The 18,956-nt window shown below is 52.6% G+C and carries 20 protein-coding genes and 1 tRNA gene; 5 read left to right on the forward strand and 16 right to left on the reverse strand.

Going from position 1 to position 18,956, the window contains the following annotated elements; translation table 11 throughout:
• Window positions 1-77 precede the first annotated feature (77 nt).
• The 11 genes from QWY30_RS04760 to QWY30_RS04810 form a co-directional block, all read right to left on the reverse strand.
• Window positions 78-935 (reverse strand): helix-turn-helix domain-containing protein, encoded by an 858-nt coding sequence (locus tag QWY30_RS04760; protein WP_290238645.1) that lies wholly within the window; start codon window positions 933-935, stop codon window positions 78-80.
• Between the two features lie 278 nt (window positions 936-1,213).
• Window positions 1,214-1,639 carry a F0F1 ATP synthase subunit epsilon gene (locus QWY30_RS04765; protein WP_290238647.1) on the reverse strand — a complete coding sequence of 142 codons (426 nt, stop codon included), beginning with the start codon at window positions 1,637-1,639 and terminating at the stop codon, window positions 1,214-1,216.
• Window positions 1,640-1,648: 9 nt separating this feature from the next.
• The gene (atpD, locus tag QWY30_RS04770; RefSeq protein WP_290238648.1) at window positions 1,649-3,049 is read right to left on the reverse strand and encodes a F0F1 ATP synthase subunit beta; all 1,401 of its coding nucleotides are present in this window, start codon (window positions 3,047-3,049) and stop codon (window positions 1,649-1,651) included.
• A gap of 52 nt (window positions 3,050-3,101) precedes the next feature.
• Window positions 3,102-4,010: a F0F1 ATP synthase subunit gamma gene (gene atpG / locus QWY30_RS04775; RefSeq protein ID WP_290238650.1), complete on the reverse strand. Its 909-nt coding sequence runs from the start codon at window positions 4,008-4,010 to the stop codon at window positions 3,102-3,104.
• 94 nt (window positions 4,011-4,104) lie between these two features.
• Window positions 4,105-5,646 (reverse strand): F0F1 ATP synthase subunit alpha, encoded by a 1,542-nt coding sequence (gene atpA, locus QWY30_RS04780; protein WP_290238653.1) that lies wholly within the window; start codon window positions 5,644-5,646, stop codon window positions 4,105-4,107.
• 29 nt (window positions 5,647-5,675) lie between these two features.
• Entirely contained in the window at window positions 5,676-6,215 is a 540-nt protein-coding gene (locus QWY30_RS04785) for a F0F1 ATP synthase subunit delta (RefSeq protein WP_290238654.1), read from the reverse strand.
• Between the two features lie 14 nt (window positions 6,216-6,229).
• Window positions 6,230-6,700 carry a F0F1 ATP synthase subunit B gene (locus QWY30_RS04790; protein ID WP_290238656.1) on the reverse strand — a complete coding sequence of 157 codons (471 nt, stop codon included), beginning with the start codon at window positions 6,698-6,700 and terminating at the stop codon, window positions 6,230-6,232.
• 132 nt (window positions 6,701-6,832) lie between these two features.
• Window positions 6,833-7,072 (reverse strand): F0F1 ATP synthase subunit C, encoded by a 240-nt coding sequence (atpE, locus tag QWY30_RS04795; protein ID WP_028816839.1) that lies wholly within the window; start codon window positions 7,070-7,072, stop codon window positions 6,833-6,835.
• Between the two features lie 115 nt (window positions 7,073-7,187).
• A complete protein-coding gene (gene atpB, locus QWY30_RS04800; RefSeq protein WP_290238659.1) occupies window positions 7,188-8,069 on the reverse strand; it encodes a F0F1 ATP synthase subunit A in 882 nt (293 codons plus the stop codon).
• A 26-nt stretch (window positions 8,070-8,095) separates the two neighbouring features.
• On the reverse strand, window positions 8,096-8,521 hold the full coding sequence (locus QWY30_RS04805) for an ATP synthase subunit I (protein WP_290238661.1): 426 nt from the start codon (window positions 8,519-8,521) through the stop codon (window positions 8,096-8,098).
• A gap of 167 nt (window positions 8,522-8,688) precedes the next feature.
• A complete protein-coding gene (locus QWY30_RS04810) occupies window positions 8,689-9,465 on the reverse strand; it encodes an enoyl-CoA hydratase (protein WP_290238663.1) in 777 nt (258 codons plus the stop codon).
• 37 nt (window positions 9,466-9,502) lie between these two features.
• On the opposite strand from QWY30_RS04810, the gene QWY30_RS04815 reads away from it, so the two are divergent.
• Genes QWY30_RS04815 through ttcA form a run of 3 tightly spaced genes read left to right on the forward strand, consistent with a single transcriptional unit; the run spans window position 9,503 to window position 13,337 of the window.
• The gene (locus QWY30_RS04815; RefSeq protein WP_290238665.1) at window positions 9,503-11,293 is read left to right on the forward strand and encodes a M61 family metallopeptidase; all 1,791 of its coding nucleotides are present in this window, start codon (window positions 9,503-9,505) and stop codon (window positions 11,291-11,293) included.
• Window positions 11,290-12,390: a tRNA 2-selenouridine(34) synthase MnmH gene (mnmH, locus tag QWY30_RS04820; protein ID WP_290238668.1), complete on the forward strand. Its 1,101-nt coding sequence runs from the start codon at window positions 11,290-11,292 to the stop codon at window positions 12,388-12,390. The genes QWY30_RS04815 and mnmH overlap by 4 nt, the downstream gene beginning before the upstream one ends.
• Window positions 12,391-12,392: 2 nt before the next feature.
• Complete coding sequence (ttcA, locus tag QWY30_RS04825) at window positions 12,393-13,337, forward strand: tRNA 2-thiocytidine(32) synthetase TtcA (protein WP_290238669.1); 945 nt, start codon at window positions 12,393-12,395, stop codon at window positions 13,335-13,337.
• Here ttcA and QWY30_RS04830 read toward each other — a convergent pair.
• From QWY30_RS04830 to hemA, 5 genes are all read right to left on the reverse strand, one after another.
• On the reverse strand, window positions 13,284-13,862 hold the full coding sequence (locus tag QWY30_RS04830) for a UbiX family flavin prenyltransferase (protein ID WP_290238671.1): 579 nt from the start codon (window positions 13,860-13,862) through the stop codon (window positions 13,284-13,286). The two genes, ttcA and QWY30_RS04830, sit on opposite strands and share 54 nt — an antisense overlap.
• A gap of 4 nt (window positions 13,863-13,866) precedes the next feature.
• Complete coding sequence (grxD, locus tag QWY30_RS04835; RefSeq protein WP_290238673.1) at window positions 13,867-14,193, reverse strand: Grx4 family monothiol glutaredoxin; 327 nt, start codon at window positions 14,191-14,193, stop codon at window positions 13,867-13,869.
• A gap of 59 nt (window positions 14,194-14,252) precedes the next feature.
• Window positions 14,253-15,083, reverse strand: coding sequence for a peptide chain release factor N(5)-glutamine methyltransferase (gene prmC / locus QWY30_RS04840; RefSeq protein WP_290238675.1), 831 nt, complete (start codon window positions 15,081-15,083; stop codon window positions 14,253-14,255).
• Window positions 15,083-16,165, reverse strand: a complete 1,083-nt coding sequence (gene prfA, locus QWY30_RS04845) for a peptide chain release factor 1 (RefSeq protein WP_290238677.1) — start codon at window positions 16,163-16,165, stop codon at window positions 15,083-15,085. Before prfA ends, prmC begins: the two co-directional genes overlap by 1 nt.
• A gap of 74 nt (window positions 16,166-16,239) precedes the next feature.
• Window positions 16,240-17,514, reverse strand: coding sequence for a glutamyl-tRNA reductase (gene hemA / locus QWY30_RS04850; protein ID WP_290238679.1), 1,275 nt, complete (start codon window positions 17,512-17,514; stop codon window positions 16,240-16,242).
• A gap of 134 nt (window positions 17,515-17,648) precedes the next feature.
• Between hemA and QWY30_RS04855 the strand changes: the two genes are divergently transcribed.
• A complete protein-coding gene (locus tag QWY30_RS04855; protein ID WP_290238682.1) occupies window positions 17,649-18,629 on the forward strand; it encodes a Bug family tripartite tricarboxylate transporter substrate binding protein in 981 nt (326 codons plus the stop codon).
• A gap of 41 nt (window positions 18,630-18,670) precedes the next feature.
• Window positions 18,671-18,746 (forward strand) — tRNA-Phe (locus QWY30_RS04860).
• Window positions 18,747-18,956: the final 210 nt, after the last annotated feature.

Genomic DNA, 18,956 nt, shown 5'->3' on the forward strand with positions numbered 1-18,956 from the left:
CTGCAAAAGCGGCAATACGCCATGACAATTGCACCATTTTAACCCTCCCAAACATCTCAACGCAGAACACTTTGGGTTTAATACTTGAAATCCCCCGCGGCAATTTCGTACTTTTGCATGAGCGCCCAGAAGGCTCGTCGATGCTTACCTGAATATCGGGCAGCCGTGGCGATATTTCCATTGTTAGATTCAAGCGCATCAATAATGTAAGCACGTTCAAAATCCTCTACGAGCTTAGCTTTCAATACCTTCAAATGATGCCCTTTATGACCTATCTGAAACGACTCAAGCTCTTCATTGTCTTCAAAAATGCTCGAGCTTTCCGATTCAACATCTAATCGATCGTTTTGTTCAAACTCCTCTTGAACATCCAATGCTTTTTCGTATTCGATTTTTAATCTTTCATTTTTTTCAAATTCAGTTTCAGGTTTATTGGGTAATCTCCCCATCAATACGTTTTGAAGTTGCTTAGAAGAAGGAACTTGGATTTTCAAACTTTTTGTCTTTGTCAGTTCGAGCCACTCCTGCAAGGATGACTCACTCATCCTTGGCACCACCCCTCTTGCGAAGGCGATATTTTGCTGATAGTTGAGTGTGGGCTCTCTTAAGCTTCCGAATCTTGGCGTTGAAGATACAGCATGCAACAACCTAGCCCTGAACTCCTCTGCACACAGAGGCAACCTGACAAAGTCAGAGATCCCCATTTCCAATAAATCTTGTATCGCTGCGGAACGCAAATCTTTGGTGATTCCCAGCAATGGGATAAAAGGGCCTCTCGGAATCGCAGCAAGTGCCTGACGGGTCCATCCGAGCGTTTCCATTGATACTGGCACAAGAACAATGTCATAACGTCGCAGACTAATGCTCGCCTGTGCAAGGGTTTCAACAGGCAAACTGACCGGCGCTACTTTTTCAAGACTTGAAGAAGCATCCAACACATTCCCTGCCTCCCACTCAAGCGGGAACAGTTTGATACGGTTTAAACCAGGCTCTGCGGAAGAAAGCACCTGGGGCATCCATGACTGATGCGCAGATAGGACTAGAACAGCGCAATCTATTTGCTGACGCATGGAAATTCACTCCGGCAAAATCTCTGAGAGTAGAGAGTTGGAGTGATTGGGGAAATTCGGAATCCACGCAATCGTAGATATACGTAGAATAAAAAAACACGCCCGTAGGCGTGTTTATGATACTGCTCAGATGCTAGAGAAGATTACTGCTTGTTCGTCAATTCGCGAATACGACGTGCAGCATTTGCTTGCGCAGCCAACATGTCGAGTTCGGCTTGCATGACATCCATGCTCGCCTTGTCTTTCGCATTCGCCAAGGCCTCTTGAGCGGCCAAGCGAGCAGCTTCTGCTTTTTCGGCATCCAGATCACCGCCACGGATAGCGGTATCTGACAAGACCGTCACATGGCCGGGCTGAATCTCAAGGAGACCGCCAGCCACGAAAATTGTCTCTTCAGAGTCGTCTTCGAGGACGATACGCACCAATCCGGGACGGATGCGGGAGATGAGAGGGGTATGACCAGGCAAAATACCCAGTTCACCCGACTCACCAGGCAAAACTACAAATTTTGCGACACCAGAATACAGAGACTTCTCTGCACTGACGACGTCAACTTTGACGGTAGCCATGACGGATCCTTATTGGAGTTTCTTGGCTTTTTCGAAGGCTTCGTCGATGCCACCAACCATATAAAACGCTTGCTCAGGCAAAGCATCACACTCGCCGTTCACAATCATCTTGAAGCCACGCAGTGTTTCCGACAAGGGAACGTACTTGCCAGGTGAACCTGTAAATACTTCAGCAACGTGGAATGGCTGTGACAAGAAACGCTGAATCTTACGTGCGCGGGCAACAGCCTGCTTGTCTTCTGGAGACAATTCGTCCATACCCAGAATCGCGATAATGTCGCGCAATTCTTTGTAACGCTGGAGAGTCTGCTGAACACCACGTGCAACGTTGTAATGCTCCTCACCCACCACGTTTGGATCAAGCTGACGGCTGGTCGAATCGAGCGGATCAACAGCTGGGTAAATACCGAGCGAAGCGATGTCACGCGACAACACAACTGTCGAATCCAAGTGCTGGAAAGTCGTCGCTGGCGATGGGTCGGTCAAGTCGTCGGCAGGAACGTAAACAGCCTGAATCGAAGTAATCGAACCCGTCTTCGTCGAAGTGATGCGCTCCTGGAGAACGCCCATTTCCTCGGCGAGAGTAGGCTGATAACCCACAGCAGATGGCATACGACCCAGCAGAGCCGATACTTCCGTTCCTGCGAGTGTGTAGCGGTAAATGTTGTCAACGAAGAACAAAATGTCACGGCCTTCGTCACGGAATTTCTCAGCCATCGTCAAACCGGTCAACGCCACACGCAGACGGTTGCCTGGAGGCTCGTTCATCTGACCGAACACCATGGCGACTTTGTCCAACACCTTGGACTCTTCCATTTCGTGATAGAAGTCGTTACCTTCGCGAGTACGCTCACCCACACCGGCAAACACGGACAAACCGCTATGCTGCTTGGCGATGTTGTTGATGAGTTCCATCATGTTCACAGTTTTGCCCACACCGGCGCCACCGAACAGACCAACCTTACCGCCCTTGGCGAAAGGACACACCAAGTCAATCACCTTGATGCCTGTTTCGAGCAACTCAACCGAAGGAGAGAGTTCGTCGAACTTAGGAGCAGGCTGGTGAATCGCACGCAGTTCGTTGCTGGCGATCGGGCCTGCGTCGTCGATGGGGCGACCCAGCACGTCCATGATTCGACCAAGTGTCCCTGTACCAACTGGCACGGAAATAGGTGCGCCTGTTTTGGAAACAGCCATCCCACGACGCAGACCGTCGCTAGAACCCAGCGCAATGGTGCGAACCACACCGTCGCCGAGCTGCTGTTGCACTTCAAAGGTCAAGCCTTTTTCAGCGAATGCCGAAGTGTCGTCCGCCAGGCGGAGCGCCTCATAAATATGGGGCATGTTATCGCGGGGAAACTGAATATCCACCACGGCGCCGATGCACTGAACGATGGTTCCGTTGCTCATGTCTGATCCTTACTTGATAAAGTCTGATGGGATACCGAATGCAGTCTAAGAATTAGACGGCCGCGGCGCCCCCCACGATTTCCGAAATTTCTTTAGTAATAGCAGCTTGACGCGTCTTGTTATAGACGAGTTGCAAGTCACCAATCACCTTCTTAGCATTGTCCGAGGCCGCCTTCATGGCAACCATACGGGCAGACTGCTCTGATGCCATACTTTCTGCTACGCACTGATATACAAGACCTTCGACATAACGCTGCAACAACTCGTCGATCACTGTCTGTGCATCAGGCTCGTACAAGTAATCCCAACCGTGATCAGCCGTCACAGCATCCCCGTCCTGGGCATGAGCTGAAGAGGCGTGGTAGGGATCAACCAACTTGCCAGGCAAAGGCAAGAGACGCGTAAATGTCGGCTCTTGCTTCATTGTGTTGACGAAGCGATTGGTCGCGATATAAATCGCATCGATGCGTCCTGCCAGAAAATCATCCAGCTGAACTTTAATTGCACCGATCAGACGGTCGAGTTCAGGTTTGTCACCCAAACCGATTTCTTGCGAGACCACATCAGCACCGATACGTGTCAACACACCCAAGCCCTTGTTACCAAAAGCTGTAAATTGGGTACGAACGTTCTTGCCGTTGAATTCGCGCATGCGATTTAACACCAAGCGCATGATGTTGGTGTTCAAACCACCGCACAAGCCCTTGTCTGTGGAAACCACAACGATACCAACCGCTTTAAGTTCGCTTCGTTCTATCAGGTACGGGTGTGTGTACTCGGGGTTCGCTTCCATCAAATGGCTGGCGATGTCATACACTTTCGTGGCGTATGGACGGCCCGCACGCATCCTCTCCTGCGCTTTGCGCATCTTGGAGGCGGCTACCATTTCCATCGCCTTGGTGATCTTGCGCGTGTTTTGCACGCTCTTGATCTTTGTTCGAATTTCCTTGATTCCTGCCATTTCGCTTCCTGTGTCAGACCTGTCAATCAGGTTTCAGACCATCTGCTTGCGCTGAGCCCGGCAAAAAGGCCAGGCCTGCGCGATAGCGGGTTACTTAGTAGGTACCGTTCTTTTTGAAGTCGGCCAGCGCGGCAACCAATTCAGCCTCGTCGTCCTTCGACAATTCCTTGGTGTTTTCGATGCGTTCGATCATCGCAGCGTTTTTCGCCTTGAGGTAGTCTTTGAGACCTTTCTCGAAGGGCAACACGCTTGATACTTCGACATCATCCAGATAGCCGTTGTTGACAGCAAAAAGGATTACACCAAGTTCCCAAACCTGCAGTGGCTGGTACTGTGGCTGCTTAAGCAACTCAACCACGCGCTTGCCACGCTCGAGCTGACGGCGTGTTGCATCGTCAAGATCAGAAGCAAACTGTGCAAACGCTGCGAGTTCGCGATACTGAGCCAAGTCGGTACGAATACCACCCGAAAGCTTTTTGATGATCTTGGTTTGAGCTGCACCACCGACTCGGGACACCGAAATACCGGCGTTAATAGCAGGACGCACACCTGCGTTGAACAAGTCGGTCTCAAGGAAGATCTGACCGTCAGTGATCGAAATCACGTTCGTAGGAACGAAAGCTGAAACGTCACCTGCCTGTGTTTCGATGATTGGCAAGGCTGTGAGTGAGCCTGTTTTGCCTTTGACAGCACCCTTCGTGAATTTCTCGACGTAGGCTTCGTTCACGCGGGCTGCGCGCTCGAGCAAGCGTGAGTGGAGATAAAACACGTCACCAGGATATGCTTCGCGGCCTGGAGGACGGCGCAACAGCAAGGAAACCTGACGGTATGCAATCGCCTGTTTGGTCAAGTCATCATAAACAATCAGAGCATCTTCACCGCGATCGCGGAAATATTCGCCCATTGTGCAGCCTGCGTAGGCTGACAAGTACTGCATTGCAGCCGAATCAGAAGCTGCGGCAGCGACAATGATGGTGTACTCGAGTGCACCGAACTCTTCGAGTTTGCGCAAAACGTTGTTGATTGTTGATGCCTTTTGACCAATCGCGACGTAGACGCATTTAACACCCTTGCCTTTCTGGTTGATGATCGCGTCAACAGCAACGGCAGTTTTACCTGTTTGACGGTCACCAATGATCAACTCGCGCTGACCACGGCCGATTGGCACCATGGAGTCAATTGACTTCAGACCAGTCTGCATTGGCTGTGACACTGACTGACGCGCGATCACGCCAGGTGCCACTTTTTCAATGATGTCTGTTTCTTTGGCATTGATCGGGCCTTTGCCATCGATCGGCACGCCAAGCGCGTTGACCACGCGACCCAGCAGTTCGGGTCCTACGGGCACTTCGAGAATGCGGCCAGTTGCTTTGACTGCATCGCCTTCGGAAACGCCTGTGTAATCGCCCAAAATAACGGCGCCCACCGAGTCACGCTCGAGGTTCAGCGCCAGGCCGAAAATGTTGTTTGGAAACTCAAGCATTTCGCCTTGCATCACGTCTGACAGACCGTGGATACGGGTAATGCCGTCGGTCACGGAAACAACCGTGCCTTGCGTACGAATATCGGACGATGTGCCCAGACCCTCGATACGGCTCTTGAGTAGTTCGCTAATCTCTGACGGATTGAGTTGCATGTTCAGACTCCTGGAATCTTTAGGGCGGATTAAACCGCCATCGTGTCGCGCATGCGTACTAACTGGGCTTGCACGGATGTATCGAGTACGTGGTCACCCACCTGAACGCGCACACCACCAATCAGGGAGGCATCAACGTTCACGTGGGGCTTGAGCTTGAGACCAAACTTCGGCTCAAGCAGCTTAATAAGATCAGAGACTTGTTGCTCGGTCATTGGAAAGGCGCTTGTGATGTCAGCTTGTGCGACACCTTCGGCCTCGTCACGCAAAGCATGAAACTGCTCAGCGATATGACCCAACAATGAAAGTCGGTCGTTGGCAACAAGCAACGCCACAAAGTTTTGCAACGCTGCGGATGGCGCAGGTTTGACCAGACTCAGAAAAACGCTCGTACGCTGTGCGTCTTCGAGACGTGGATCGGCCATTGCGACACGCACGTCTTCAACCGCTGCGATATCAGCAAGCTGCTGGACCTGATCGGCCCAAGCGGCCAAACCGGCAGCGTCTTGACGCGCTACGGCAAAGAGCGCCTCAGCGTAAGGACGAGCAACGGTGGAAAGTTCTGCCATGTCGACCCCGGGGATTAAAGCTGTGCCTTAAGTTGCGCAAGCAACTCGGCGTGGGCACGCGCATCCACTTCGCGCTTGAGAATCTGCTCGGCACCTTTCACCGCCAGATCTGCAACGTCATTGCGCAAAGCATCACGTGCACGCTGGACTTCCTGAGCGGCATCTTGTTTAGCTTGCGCAAGAATACGTGCGCGTTCGCTTTCAGCCTCTGCACGAGCTTGCTCGATAATTTGAGCGCCCTGCTTTTCGGCTTCAATCATTCGGGTGTGCAGCTCAGCTTTCGCAGATGCCTCGATCGAACCAATGCGCGCCTGTGCTTGGGCGAGGTCTGTTTTGCCTTTTTCGGCAGCAGCCAAGCCTTCAGCGATTTTTTGGCGTCGCTCGTCGATAGCCTTTGTCAAAGGTGGCCACACGAATTTCATCGTGACCCAACCCAGGACAAAGAACACGATCATCTGGAAAAAGATCGTCGCGTTCAGATTCACGGTCGTTTCCCTATTACATCTGTTGCCCTTCAGGCGGCATTGCCTGAACGGGCTGAATCAATAAGCCAGGGGTAGAACCCTACCCTTGGCGCGTGCACTCACTTCCTAAACGGTCGTGAGTATCCAGTCGATTTAGACGAAAGGATTTGCAAAAGCGAACAACATGGCGATACCAACACCGATCAGGAACGCGGCGTCGATCAGACCAGCCAGCAAGAACATCTTGGTTTGCAGGGCGTTCATCAGCTCAGGCTGACGTGCCGAAGCTTCGAGGTACTTGCCACCCATCATGCCGATACCGATGCAGGCACCAAAAGCACCCAAACCGATAATGAAAGCGCAAGCGAGAGCAACGAAAGCGACGTTAGTCATGAAAACTCCTTGATTAGTATCTAAGTATCAAAATTTAAAAATCGAACATTCAAACTACAAAACCGCTAAGTAAAACCTTTCTGTGCCCAGATTGAGTCAGGACACCTACTACTCTTTAGTGACCTTCGTGTGCTTGTCCGATGTAGACCAAGGTCAACATCATGAAGATGAAAGCCTGCAACAAGACGATCAGGATATGGAAAATCGCCCAGATTGAGCCCGCCAGAATGTGACCGATACCCAGACCAACGCTCATGGCATTGAAACCAGACCAAGCACCACCCAGTAGAGCAATCAACATGAACACGAGCTCGCCGGCGAACATGTTGCCGAACAGTCGCATTCCCAAAGAAACCGATTTTGCCGCATACTCAACCAGGTTCAGCAGGAAGTTTGCTGGAGCGAGGATAATGGCTGAAAAACCATGACCATGGAATGGCGCTGTAAAAAGCTCTTTGACGAAACCGCCAGGAGTTTTGATCTTCAAACCGTAATAGAGCATCAACAACAACACGCCCATCGACATACCCATTGGTACGTTCAGGTCAGCTGTTGGAAGAATACGGTGGTAGTGCAAAGGATCAGTGACTTCTTTGCCAATACCCAAGAGGTGCAGGACATAGTGAACCAGATCAACAGGGATCAAGTCCAGTGCGTTCATTAAAACAATCCACAAGAAAACCGTCATGGCCAGAGGCGCAACGAACTTGCGAGTCTCTTCACTGGGAACAATGCTGCGCGCCTGCTGGTCGACCATATCCACCAGCATTTCGACAAAACCCTGAAAGCGTCCGGGAACCCCGGAAGTCACGCGTCGGGCAGCCATCCACATAAAACCGACAGCAATCAGACCCATCAAGAATGACCAGAACATCGAGTCAAAGTTGAGGACGCTGAAATCGGCGATAGCGGTTTGCTTTTCACCAAGGCTATTGAAATGCACCAAGTGGTGCTGAATATATGCGGCCTGGGGCGATACGTCAGCTGCAGCAGCCATGAGAGTTCTCTAAAAAATGCGTCAAACTAGCTGTTTGTTGGACGTGACACAGCACGTTTCCCGAACATCAGCACCAACATGTAGCCTTTGAGCGCTGCGATCAGACCTGCGATTACCGCCAGCCACACCACGCGCTCACCACCTACATGAGCCAACAACCATAACAAACCGACTGCAGCACCCACCTTGAGAAACTCGCCCACTAAGAAAATGAATGGGCTTGAACCACCAGGTCGAAAAGTTGCTAAAAACAGTCGCAATGCAAATAAAAAGTTTGGAACGAAATATGCAGCAGACCCGGCCAAAGCAGACCAACCAGCGTCGAAACCACCTATCAGCCAAGCCAACAATGCAACAAAAACCGCGGTCGCCACTTGCGCGAAAACAACCTGGGCAAGCTCAAGACGGGCGCGAACATTAATGAGAGCCAAATCGGCGTCGGTTAATGTCAAAGGTCCCTGCTCTTGACTAAGTCCTGGCGGGACATTCGTTTTCGACACATCCGTCACGATTACCCCTTTTCCGGCAAACTCAATGAGTATAACTGCTTTTTAGACACTGATGCAAACCCTAATCGGGTTTGTCACCAGTTTATAAAAATGCACCGAATTGGTGCAAATTATTTATTCTTGAATACGGGTTTGCGTTTTTCGACAAATGCAGCCATGCCCTCTTTCTGATCCTCCGTCGCAAAACAAGCATGAAATACGCGACGCTCGAACAAAATGCCCTCGTGCAGTGACGATTCGAAGGCACGATTGACCGACTCTTTCGCCATGATGGCGACAGGTATCGACATCCCTGCAATCACCGTTGCGGTCTCTATCGCATCGTCAAGAAGGCGCTCGGCAGGTATCACGCGCGACACAAGCCCCGCACGCTCGGCCTCTGCGGCATCCATCATGCGACCCGTCAGAACCATTTCCATTGCTTTTGCTTTGCCAACCGCTCTTGGCAAACGCTGCGTGCCGCCTGCCCCAGGTATGACACCAAGTTTGATCTCAGGCTGACCGAATTTGGCGGAGTCCGCAGCCAAAATAAAGTCACACATCATCGCCAGCTCACAGCCTCCGCCGAGAGCGTAACCTGCGACCGCCGCAATCACGGGCTTGCGAATAGTGCGCAGAGTCTCCCAATTGCGACCGATATATTCAGTGCGATAAACGTCCATATAAGACCAGTCTTTCATCGCCCCGATATCAGCACCTGCGGCAAACGCCTTTTCACTGCCGGTAATGACAATGCAGCCAATATCATCGTTTGCATCAAAAGCCTGCAAGGCAGCCCCGAGTTGGTCCATGAGCTGATCATTGAGGGCGTTCAACGCTTTGGGACGATTCAACGTCAGGAGGCCGACGCGCCCCCGTGTTTCGACCAGCACAAAATTTTCACTCATGGATGTCTCCCTGGAAATGTGAAATAAGATATGGGTTATGAATCGCAAAAATAACCGCAAACCTCTACTTTACAGCCTTGAACCCCTTGATTTGTCCGGACACCGGCTCAGGGCGACAGTTCGCATCGCAGATCCAGACCCAAAGGGGCAAATTGTGTCTCTGCCCGCCTGGATTCCAGGCAGTTATCTGATCAGGGACTTTTCCCGGCACATCGAAAACATCGAAGCGCGCTCGGGCAGGCAAGTCGTCTCAATCACCAAGCTGGACAATCACCGCTGGCGCATCGCCCCTTGCCAAGGTCCCTTGACCATTACTGCCGTCATTTATGCCTGGGACTTATCCGTGCGTGGCGCCCACGTCGACGAAACGCATTGTTTTTTCAACGGCACCAGTGTTTTTCTGGCGGTGCAAGGACAAGAAAACCATCCTTGCCGTTTAACACTCCTCCCTCCTCCAAAAACCACACGCTGGAATGTTTTCACAAGCATGCCCCGCGACACGCGGGCCAACGCAAAGGTGACTCGCGATGGCTTCGGGACCTATGTCGCGGAAAACTACGACGCCCTGATCGACCACCCATTTGAAATAGGTAATCCCAGCGTCATTCAATTCAATGCCTATGGCGCAAAACACGAAATGGTGTTTACCGGCGTCATTCCAAATCTTGATCTTCAACGCATCGCGCGAGACGTCAAAAAAATCTGTGAAGCGCAGATCCGCTTCTTTGAGCCTGACACGGCTCAGGCTCCGTTTCTGGACAGTGCTACAAAATATGTATTCATGACCATGGTCACAGGCGACGCTTATGGCGGCTTGGAGCATCGGTCCTCAACCGCTCTGATGGCCTCGCGCAAGGATCTGCCGACAATTGGTCATGACAAAGCACCCGAAGGCTATCAGACCTTTTTGGGATTGGTAAGCCATGAATATTTCCACACTTGGAATGTCAAACGCATCAAACCCGCGGCTTTTGCACCTTATAAACTTTCCGGGGAAAGTCACACGCGCTTGCTGTGGATATTTGAAGGATTTACCTCGTATTACGATGACTTGTTTTTACTGCGCAGCGGTGTGATTGATCGCAAAACGTATTTAAAGACGCTAGGCAAACAAATTGCCTCTGTCTGGAATACGCCAGGACGTCACAAGCAGTCTGTCGCGGAAAGTTCTTTTGATGCGTGGACACGCTATTACAAGCAAGACGAAAACGCATCCAATGCGATCATCAGCTACTACACCAAAGGTTCGCTCGTCGCACTCGCGCTCGACCTCACCATCAGACAGGCAACCCATCAGCAGCATAGCCTGGATGATGTGATGCGATTACTTTGGGATCGCTACGGTCGCGATTTTTATCAAGGTAACCCGACTGGTCTGTCTGAAAAAGGCTTTCCTCAGCTCGTGCGCGAAGCAACAGGCGTCGACGTGTCTGACGAAATCACGCAGTGGGCATACGGTTGTGAAGACCTGCCACTCAAGCAACTACTGGCAGCGCAAAATATTGTTCTTGAGTGGAAAGCCAGCAACACGCGCCCGTCTCTGGATATTCGCACTCGCAAACAAGGCGAGCACCTCGTCATTTCCGCGGTAACCGAAGGTGGAGCGGCGCATCTGGCCGGACTTTCAGCGCACGATATTATTGTCGCGATCGATGGTGTGCGCGTCGATACCAGCTCAAACACGCTTGATACGATTTTGGCCCGTTATGAGCCTGGTCAAAATATTCAAGTACATGTCTTCAGACGAGACGAATTACGCAGGTTTGCACTCACACTCTCCTCGCCTCCCCTGGCGGAATGTCATCTCCATGACGCGGACAAACCATGAGTACAAGGCCTGATACAGAAGACTTCGCTTCGGTATTGCTCAGCGGCGTACCATTACTCGATGTGCGCGCGCCTGTCGAGTTCGCACAAGGCGCATTTCCCGCCTCGGTCAACCTGCCTCTGATGAACGATGAAGAACGCCATCGCGTGGGCCTTCAATACAAGCAAAAAGGTCAAGATGCGGCGATCGTTTTAGGCCATGCGCTTGTCTCAGGGGAAATCAAAGCACAGCGCGTTGCACAATGGGTCAAGTTCGCACAGGAACACCCCGAAGGTTACCTGTATTGTTTCCGTGGTGGTCTGCGCTCGCGTATTTCGCAACAATGGCTGGCCGATGCCGGCCTGCCTTACCCGCGCATCATCGGCGGCTACAAAGCGATGCGCAGCTTTCTGATTGAAAAGCTGAACACATCAATCGCGGCATCTAAATTCGTTCTGGTCGCAGGCTTTACCGGCTGCGGAAAAACAGAAGTCATACAAAATCTGGATGCCGCAATCGATCTCGAAAAACTTGCGCATCATCGCGGCTCAAGCTTTGGTAAGCACGCAACCGATCAGCCCGTGCAAATCGATTTCGACAATCTCCTGGCGATCGCGTTCATGCGCTTGCATGCAGCGGGTAAGTTCAACATCGCGCTAGAGGACGAATCACGATTGATCGGAAAGTGCGCGCTACCCATCCCCTTGCGCGACATCATGCAAGCAAGCCCCGTGATTTGGGTCGAAGAGCCAACCGAATCCCGCGTCGAACGTATCTTGCGTGATTACGTTGAAGATCTCGGTGGACAATTCGCGCGCAAACTCGGTGAGGACGCAGGTTTTGAAGCTTTTTCCCAGAGACTCTTGGAGAGCCTGCAAAATCTTTACAAGCGCCTTGGCGGTGAGCGTCATGCCCGGCTCAACCAACTCATGCTTGATGCACTTCATGCGCAGAAAGCCACTGGCAAACTCGACCTTCACAGAGACTGGATCCGCCCCTTGCTGACCGAGTATTACGACCCGATGTATGAACACCAGCGCGCGGGCAAGGCTTCACGGATCATTTTTTCTGGTGACCGCGAGACTGTCACGCACCACCTCAAACAACAAGGCTATTAATCATGCAGTCGGATCTTGAGCGGCAGCGCCTCGAGCAGAACAAACTCTCCAAACGCCTGATGCGTGAGACAGGTCGTGCGATTGCCGACTTTAATATGATCGAGCCGGGTGATCGCGTCATGGTTTGTGTCTCGGGTGGCAAAGACTCCTACAGTATGCTGGATATTCTGATGACACTGCGTCATCGCGCACCGATCGATTTTGAAATCGTCGCAGTCAATCTTGATCAAAAACAGCCTGGTTTTCCAGCCGAGATTCTTCCTGAATATTTATCCAAGCTTGAGGTACCTTTTCATATTGAAACGCGTGACACCTACTCGATCGTCAAGCGCTTGATTCCTGACGGCAAAACAACCTGCTCGTTGTGCTCGCGACTCAGGCGCGGGATCTTGTATCGAGTGGCCGATGAGCTCGGAGCGACCAAGATTGCACTCGGCCATCACCGCGATGACATCCTCGGCACGTTTTTCCTGAATATGTTTTATGGCGCAAAACTTAAAGCCATGCCGCCCAAGCTCGTCTCAGACGATGGGCGTCACATCGTGATCCGGCCACTTGCCTATGTGCCAGAGAAAGACTTGATCGACTATGCGCAGTGCAAACAGTTTCCAATCATTCCTTGCGATTTATGTGGCTCGCAGGAAAACCTGAAACGCAAGGAAGTGACGCGCATGCTTCAGGAGTGGGATAAAAAAGATCCGGGGCGTGCCTGGAATGTATTTAAAGCCTTGGCTAACGTCACGCCCTCTCACCTGATGGATCGGCAACTGTTTGATTTTGTCGGTTTAAAACCCGACGGAAAAATCAATCCCCAAGGCGATACCGCCTTTGATCCCGTCACCATTGAAAAGAGTGAATCAAACCCCGAAATTTCTTCTGAGAAACAACAGAACTCAGGCGCCGCCCGTCCCTTCCCATCGTGGACCCTTCACGTCGATTCCCACTAACTCGAGGATGCGAGACACCGTGTGATCAATCATTTCTTCGATTGATTTCGGGCGATGATAAAAAGCCGGCAGCGGTGGAAAAACAATTCCACCCATTTCGGTGACAGAGGTCATATTGCGCAGATGCGCCAAGTTAAAGGGCGTTTCTCGCACAACCATCACGAGGCGACGGCGCTCCTTGAGTGTCACATCCGCGGCACGCGTAATGAGATTGTCAGACAATCCCATCGCCACAGCGGCCAGGGTGCGCATTGAGCAAGGCACCACCACCATACCCGCTGTTTCAAAAGCACCGCTCGCCAGAGTCGCCCCGACATCGCGGATGCTATGCACTTTGTCAGCAAGCGCATAGACCTCATGGCGGCCAATATCGAGCTCGTGCTTGATATTCAGCACACCCGAGGCTGAGATCACTAGATGTGTTTCGACATCAGGCGCGTTCGTGCGAAGCGTCTGAAGCATACGCACAGCATACAGAGAGCCTGTAGCTCCTGTAATACCGATCACAAGGCGTCGTTTACTCACGCAGTCACGCAGTCGCGCCGGCTTGAGTCAAGATAGTCTTGAGCTCGCCGCTGGCGTTCATTTCGCCCATGATGTCAGAGCCGCCAATAAACTCGCCGCCAACATACAACTGAGGAATCGTAGGCCACTGTGAAAAAGTCTTGATGCCGCTACGGACTTCTTCGTCCTCGAGAACATTGACAGTGACAAGCTTGGTCACGCCATTGCTTTTAAGGATTTCGATCGCTCGACCGGAAAAGCCGCACTGAGGAAACTGGGCTGTGCCTTTCATAAACAACACAACCGGATTGTTTGTGACGGTGTCACGAATAAATTGCTGGACGTCGCTCATGATGTTCCTGATCGATAAAAATATGAAGAGTACTGCCAAAACGTCATTATAAGAGGCAGTTAAGGGTTAGGGCCTGATGCCCATACCCCGCCGGTGACACGAGGTAAATTAGCCAAATCAGCGTGGGTTTGAACAGAAGTAAATCCCGCCTCAGCCAGCATCCGACTCACTGGCTCGGCCTGATCATAACCATGCTCAAGCCATAAACTGCCTCCCGGTAAAAGTCGGCCCCCCGCCCCGTTGATAATTCGCATGAGATCAGACAAACCATCCGCGCCATCTGTCAGCGCTTGGGAGGGCTCAAATCTGAGATCCCCACGTTTTAAATGATCATCGTAGGATGCAATATAAGGTGGGTTAGAGACAATCAGATTAAATCGCCCCTCTGGCGGAAGGGCTAAAAACCAGCTCCCCTGCCACCACTGCACACGAGCGCCCAAAGCCTGTGCGTTTCGTTGCGCAACAGTCAAGGCCTCGACGCTCAAATCAGTTGCCGTGACACGCGCATCCGGGCGAGCGAGCGCCAGACTGATCGCCACAACGCCGCTGCCAGTGCCCAGATCAAGCACCGCAGGGGCTTCATAACCGTCGATGGCTGACAAACCCACCTCAACCAGAAGTTCTGTCTCTGGGCGAGGAATCAGGACAGCGGGTGTGACCTCAAAGCGATGGCCCATAAACTCGCGCCAACCAATCAAATGTGCCATCGGCACCCCCTGCCGACGCTGAGCCGCAAGGGATAAAAACCGTGCCGCGTCTTCAGGGGACAGCGGATCCGTGTCATGCGCCAGCAACCATTCGCGAGGCTTTTGCAACACACACTCAAGCAGCATTCTGCCCTCGAGTCTGGGCAAACCACAGACCAGCATCAGGGATCGTCCGGTCTGCATCAGACGTCGTCACCCAGGGCCGCAAGAAGCTCGGCTTGGTGCTCGGCAATCAGCGCGCCTGTCACCTCGCTCAGATCGCCCTCCATAATGGCGCCAAGCTTGTACAGAGTCAGATTGATACGGTGATCCGTCAACCGACCCTGCGGAAAGTTATATGTGCGAATGCGCTCCGAACGATCGCCTGAGCCTACAAGACTTTTACGCTGGGCGGCTTCTTTATCATGCTGCTCTCGCTGGACTTTGTCTTTCAGCCGCGCAGCAAGAACTTGCATGGCTTTGTCTTTATTGCGGTGCTGCGAACGATCGTCCTGGCACTCCACCACCAAACCAGTCGGCAAGTGCGTAATACGGACTGCAGAATCTGTCTTGTTAATGTGTTGACCACCAGCGCCGCTCGCACGAAATGTGTCGATACGCAAATCGCTGGGATTAATCACAATATCTGTGGCAGCATCTGCCTCCGGCATCACGGCCACGGTGCAGGCCGAGGTATGAATCCGGCCTTGCGCCTCGGTCGCTGGCACCCGCTGGACACGATGCGCACCAGACTCGAACTTGAGACGTCCATAGGCGCCCTCACCATCGATACGTACGATAACCTCCTTGTAACCACCCAACTCAGATGGACTTTCGGACATCAGCTCGACGCGCCAGCCTTGCTGTTCAGCGTAACGCGTGTACATCCTCAACAAGTCGCCGGAGAACAGCGCGCTCTCATCCCCACCCGTGCCGGCGCGAATTTCCAGAAATACGCTCCGACCATCATCCGGATCCTTGGGCAACAACTGTAACTGCAACTCAGCACCGAGCTTTTCGATGCGCGCTTTGCACGCCTCGATTTCCTCTAGCGCCATCGCTTTCATTTCAGGATCGTCCAACATTTCCTTGGCGCCCGCCAAATCAGCATTCGCCCCTTCAAAAGCCTCGAAAGCCTTAACCACAGGCTCAAGCTCTGAGCGCTCCCTTGAAAGCTTGCGAAACTGGTTCATATCGTTGGCGGCATCCGGCTCTGCCAGCAAGGCATCAACCTCGACCAAGCGACGGGATAAGTGCTCAAGGCGAGCGCGCATTGAAGGTTTCATAAGGAACTATATTGACTTTAAAAGTTGGGGGAACGGCTATACGCTCGCCGAAGCAAGCATGGTCAGCAGAGTCGCTAACGCCGATCGGAGCCAGATGGAAATATGCGCGGCAGCCAGGTGAGGAGCTGTTGACGCTCAGCTTCTTCGCTGTGGTTCAGCGCGGCAAGCGTGCCATGCAAATATTTTTGCGTCAGCCCGTGCGCGAGCTGTTCGAGGACGGCTTCAGGGGAGTCCCCTTTGGCAAGCATGCGTCGCGCACGCTCAAGCTCTTGGGCCTGGACGGCCTGAGCGGTTGTTTGCAAATCCCGGATCACAGGCACGTTGGCTCTGACCTGCATCCAGTGCATAAAATTTCTAACACGGGCATCGATAATGGCTTCGGCCTGTACCACAGCCGAGCGCCTAGCCTCAGTGCCGCTCTGGACGACGGCGCCAAGATCATCAACCGAGTAAAGGTAGACGTCATCCAGTTGTGCAACCTCTGGCTCGATGTCTCTGGGCACAGCCAGATCAACCATCACTATTGGCTTGCGTTTACGCTGTTTTGTCGCCCGTTCGACCATCCCGAGACCCAACAAGGGCAAGGTACTGGCCGTACAGGAAACGACCACGTCAAACTCTGCCAAACGATCGGGCAATTCTGCAAGACGCATGGTTGTGGCGGAAAAACGATTGGCCAAAGACTCCGCGCGCTCAAGCGTGCGATTGGCCACAACGATCGCACCCGGTTGGCGCGCCGCGAAGTGGGTTGCGCAAAGCTCGATCATTTCACCAGCACCGATAAATAACACCTTGGAGCTCGTCAGCTCCCCGAATACCCGTTCGGCCAGGCGAACAGCTGCAGCAGCCATCGAAACAGACTGGGCGCCAATCGCCGTCGTGGAACGGACCTCTTTGGCAACCGAAAAAGTTCTCTGGAAAAGCTGATGGAGCAAAGTACCAAGCGCGCCTGCATCACTGGCAGTACGCACCGCATCTTTCATCTGACCCAGGATCTGAGGCTCACCCAAGACCATGGAGTCCAAGCCGCTTGCGACCCTGAACGCATGGCGCACAGCATCATCACGGTCATGCAGGTACACATGCGGAGCAAGCTCACCTGCCTCGATACGGTTAAAGTCCGCAAGCCAGGATGGAAGCTGCGCGGCAACCTGCGGCTCCGCTGCACAGTAAAGTTCGGTGCGATTGCAAGTGGACAATATCGCAGCCTCTTTGACCGCCCCACCAAAGGCCTGACGCAAAGCATTGAGTGCCGGCTGTACTAAATCCTCAGGCATAGACACGCGCTCGCGCACCGAGACGGGTGCCGAGACGTGGTTCAGACCAAGGGCGAGGACGCTAACCGACATAGATAAGGGAGTTGTTTTATTTGGCCTACGTAACAACCCTTATTATAAGGGTGCAAAAGCTTATAAAGACGCAAAGTCCCTGTCTGGACCGAGAACCTGGAGTTTCCGTACAATTCCCCGCTGAGGAGACTTCAATGAACATTCAAAAAATAATCACCCGTGCTGCTTTAGCGCTGCTGCCCCTCTGGGCGGCACACCAGGCGACTGCCAGCACCGACTATCCCAACAAACCTATCCGGATCGTTGTAGCGTACGCCCCCGGGGGGTCAACCGACATCGTGGCAAGACTTTTCGCGCAAGAGCTTGGCACCAAGCTGGGCCAGCCTGTATTAGTTGAAAACCGTGCGGGCGCCGGTACCTTGATTGGCACAGATTCAGTCATCAAGGCGGCACCTGATGGCTACACCTTGTTCTGGGGCACTCCAGCTACCGTCATTACTCCACTTTTGCACAAAAAACCGACTTATGACGTGCTGAAAGACCTCCAACCCGTCGCGCTGGCAACCACCCAATCTATGGGGGTATTGGTTTCGGCCAATAGTGGTGTCAACAATGTCAGTGATCTCATCAAATATGCCAAAGCCAACCCCGGAAAGGTGAATTTCGCATCCTCTGGCAACGGTTCGGCCCAACATCTCGCCGCCGAGGCGCTCAACGATGCCGCCAATATCAATATGCTCCACATTCCATATAAAGGTGCCGGGGTAGCGCTCAACGACCTGGTCGCGGGCCGCGTTGATGTCATGATTACCTCTCTGGTCGGAAACATGATGGAACAGGTCAAGGAAGGTCGGATCAAGCTGATCGCCACTACAGGTCCTGAACGTAGTGCCACCATGGCCGACGTTCCTACCGTCGCTGAAGGCGGTGTCCCCAGTTTCGGCATTCGCACCTGGACTGCCGTATTTGCCCCTACCAACACACCGCCCGAGGTCGTGGCCAAACTCAATCGAGCCATGGCTGAAATTCAAAAAGACGGCAGCATCCAGAAAAAAATTGAAAATCAGGCGATGGACGTGACTGTGGTTTCCCCCCAGGAGCTTAGTGCGATGCTCGCCAAAGAAAGTGAGTTTTATTCCGCAATCCTGAAACGGACCAGTACAAAGCTCGATTAAGCAGGCTTGTCCGAATTGGTGTAATATTGCGGGCTTCAGTTGGCCCGGTAGCTCAGTCGGTAGAGCAGAGGATTGAAAATCCTTGTGTCGGTGGTTCGATTCCGCCCCGGGCCACCACTGAAACTATAGAAACCCCTGCGTTCGCGCTGGGCTCTACCCCATTAACGGGGGATCAGCAGTATCCATCAAGGCTCTACCCCGGCTCTACCCCATTAACGGGGGATCAGCAGTATCCATCAAACATCAGCACTCATCAAACACGGCTAAATACGCCGTTCCAACCGCAGTGGGCCAAGACCCTGAGCCGGTAATTCTCAAAGTTCCTAA

It is taken from the genome of Zwartia panacis (assembly GCF_030410395.1).
In the GTDB taxonomy this organism is placed as follows: Bacteria; Pseudomonadota; Gammaproteobacteria; order Burkholderiales; family Burkholderiaceae_B; genus Zwartia; species Zwartia panacis.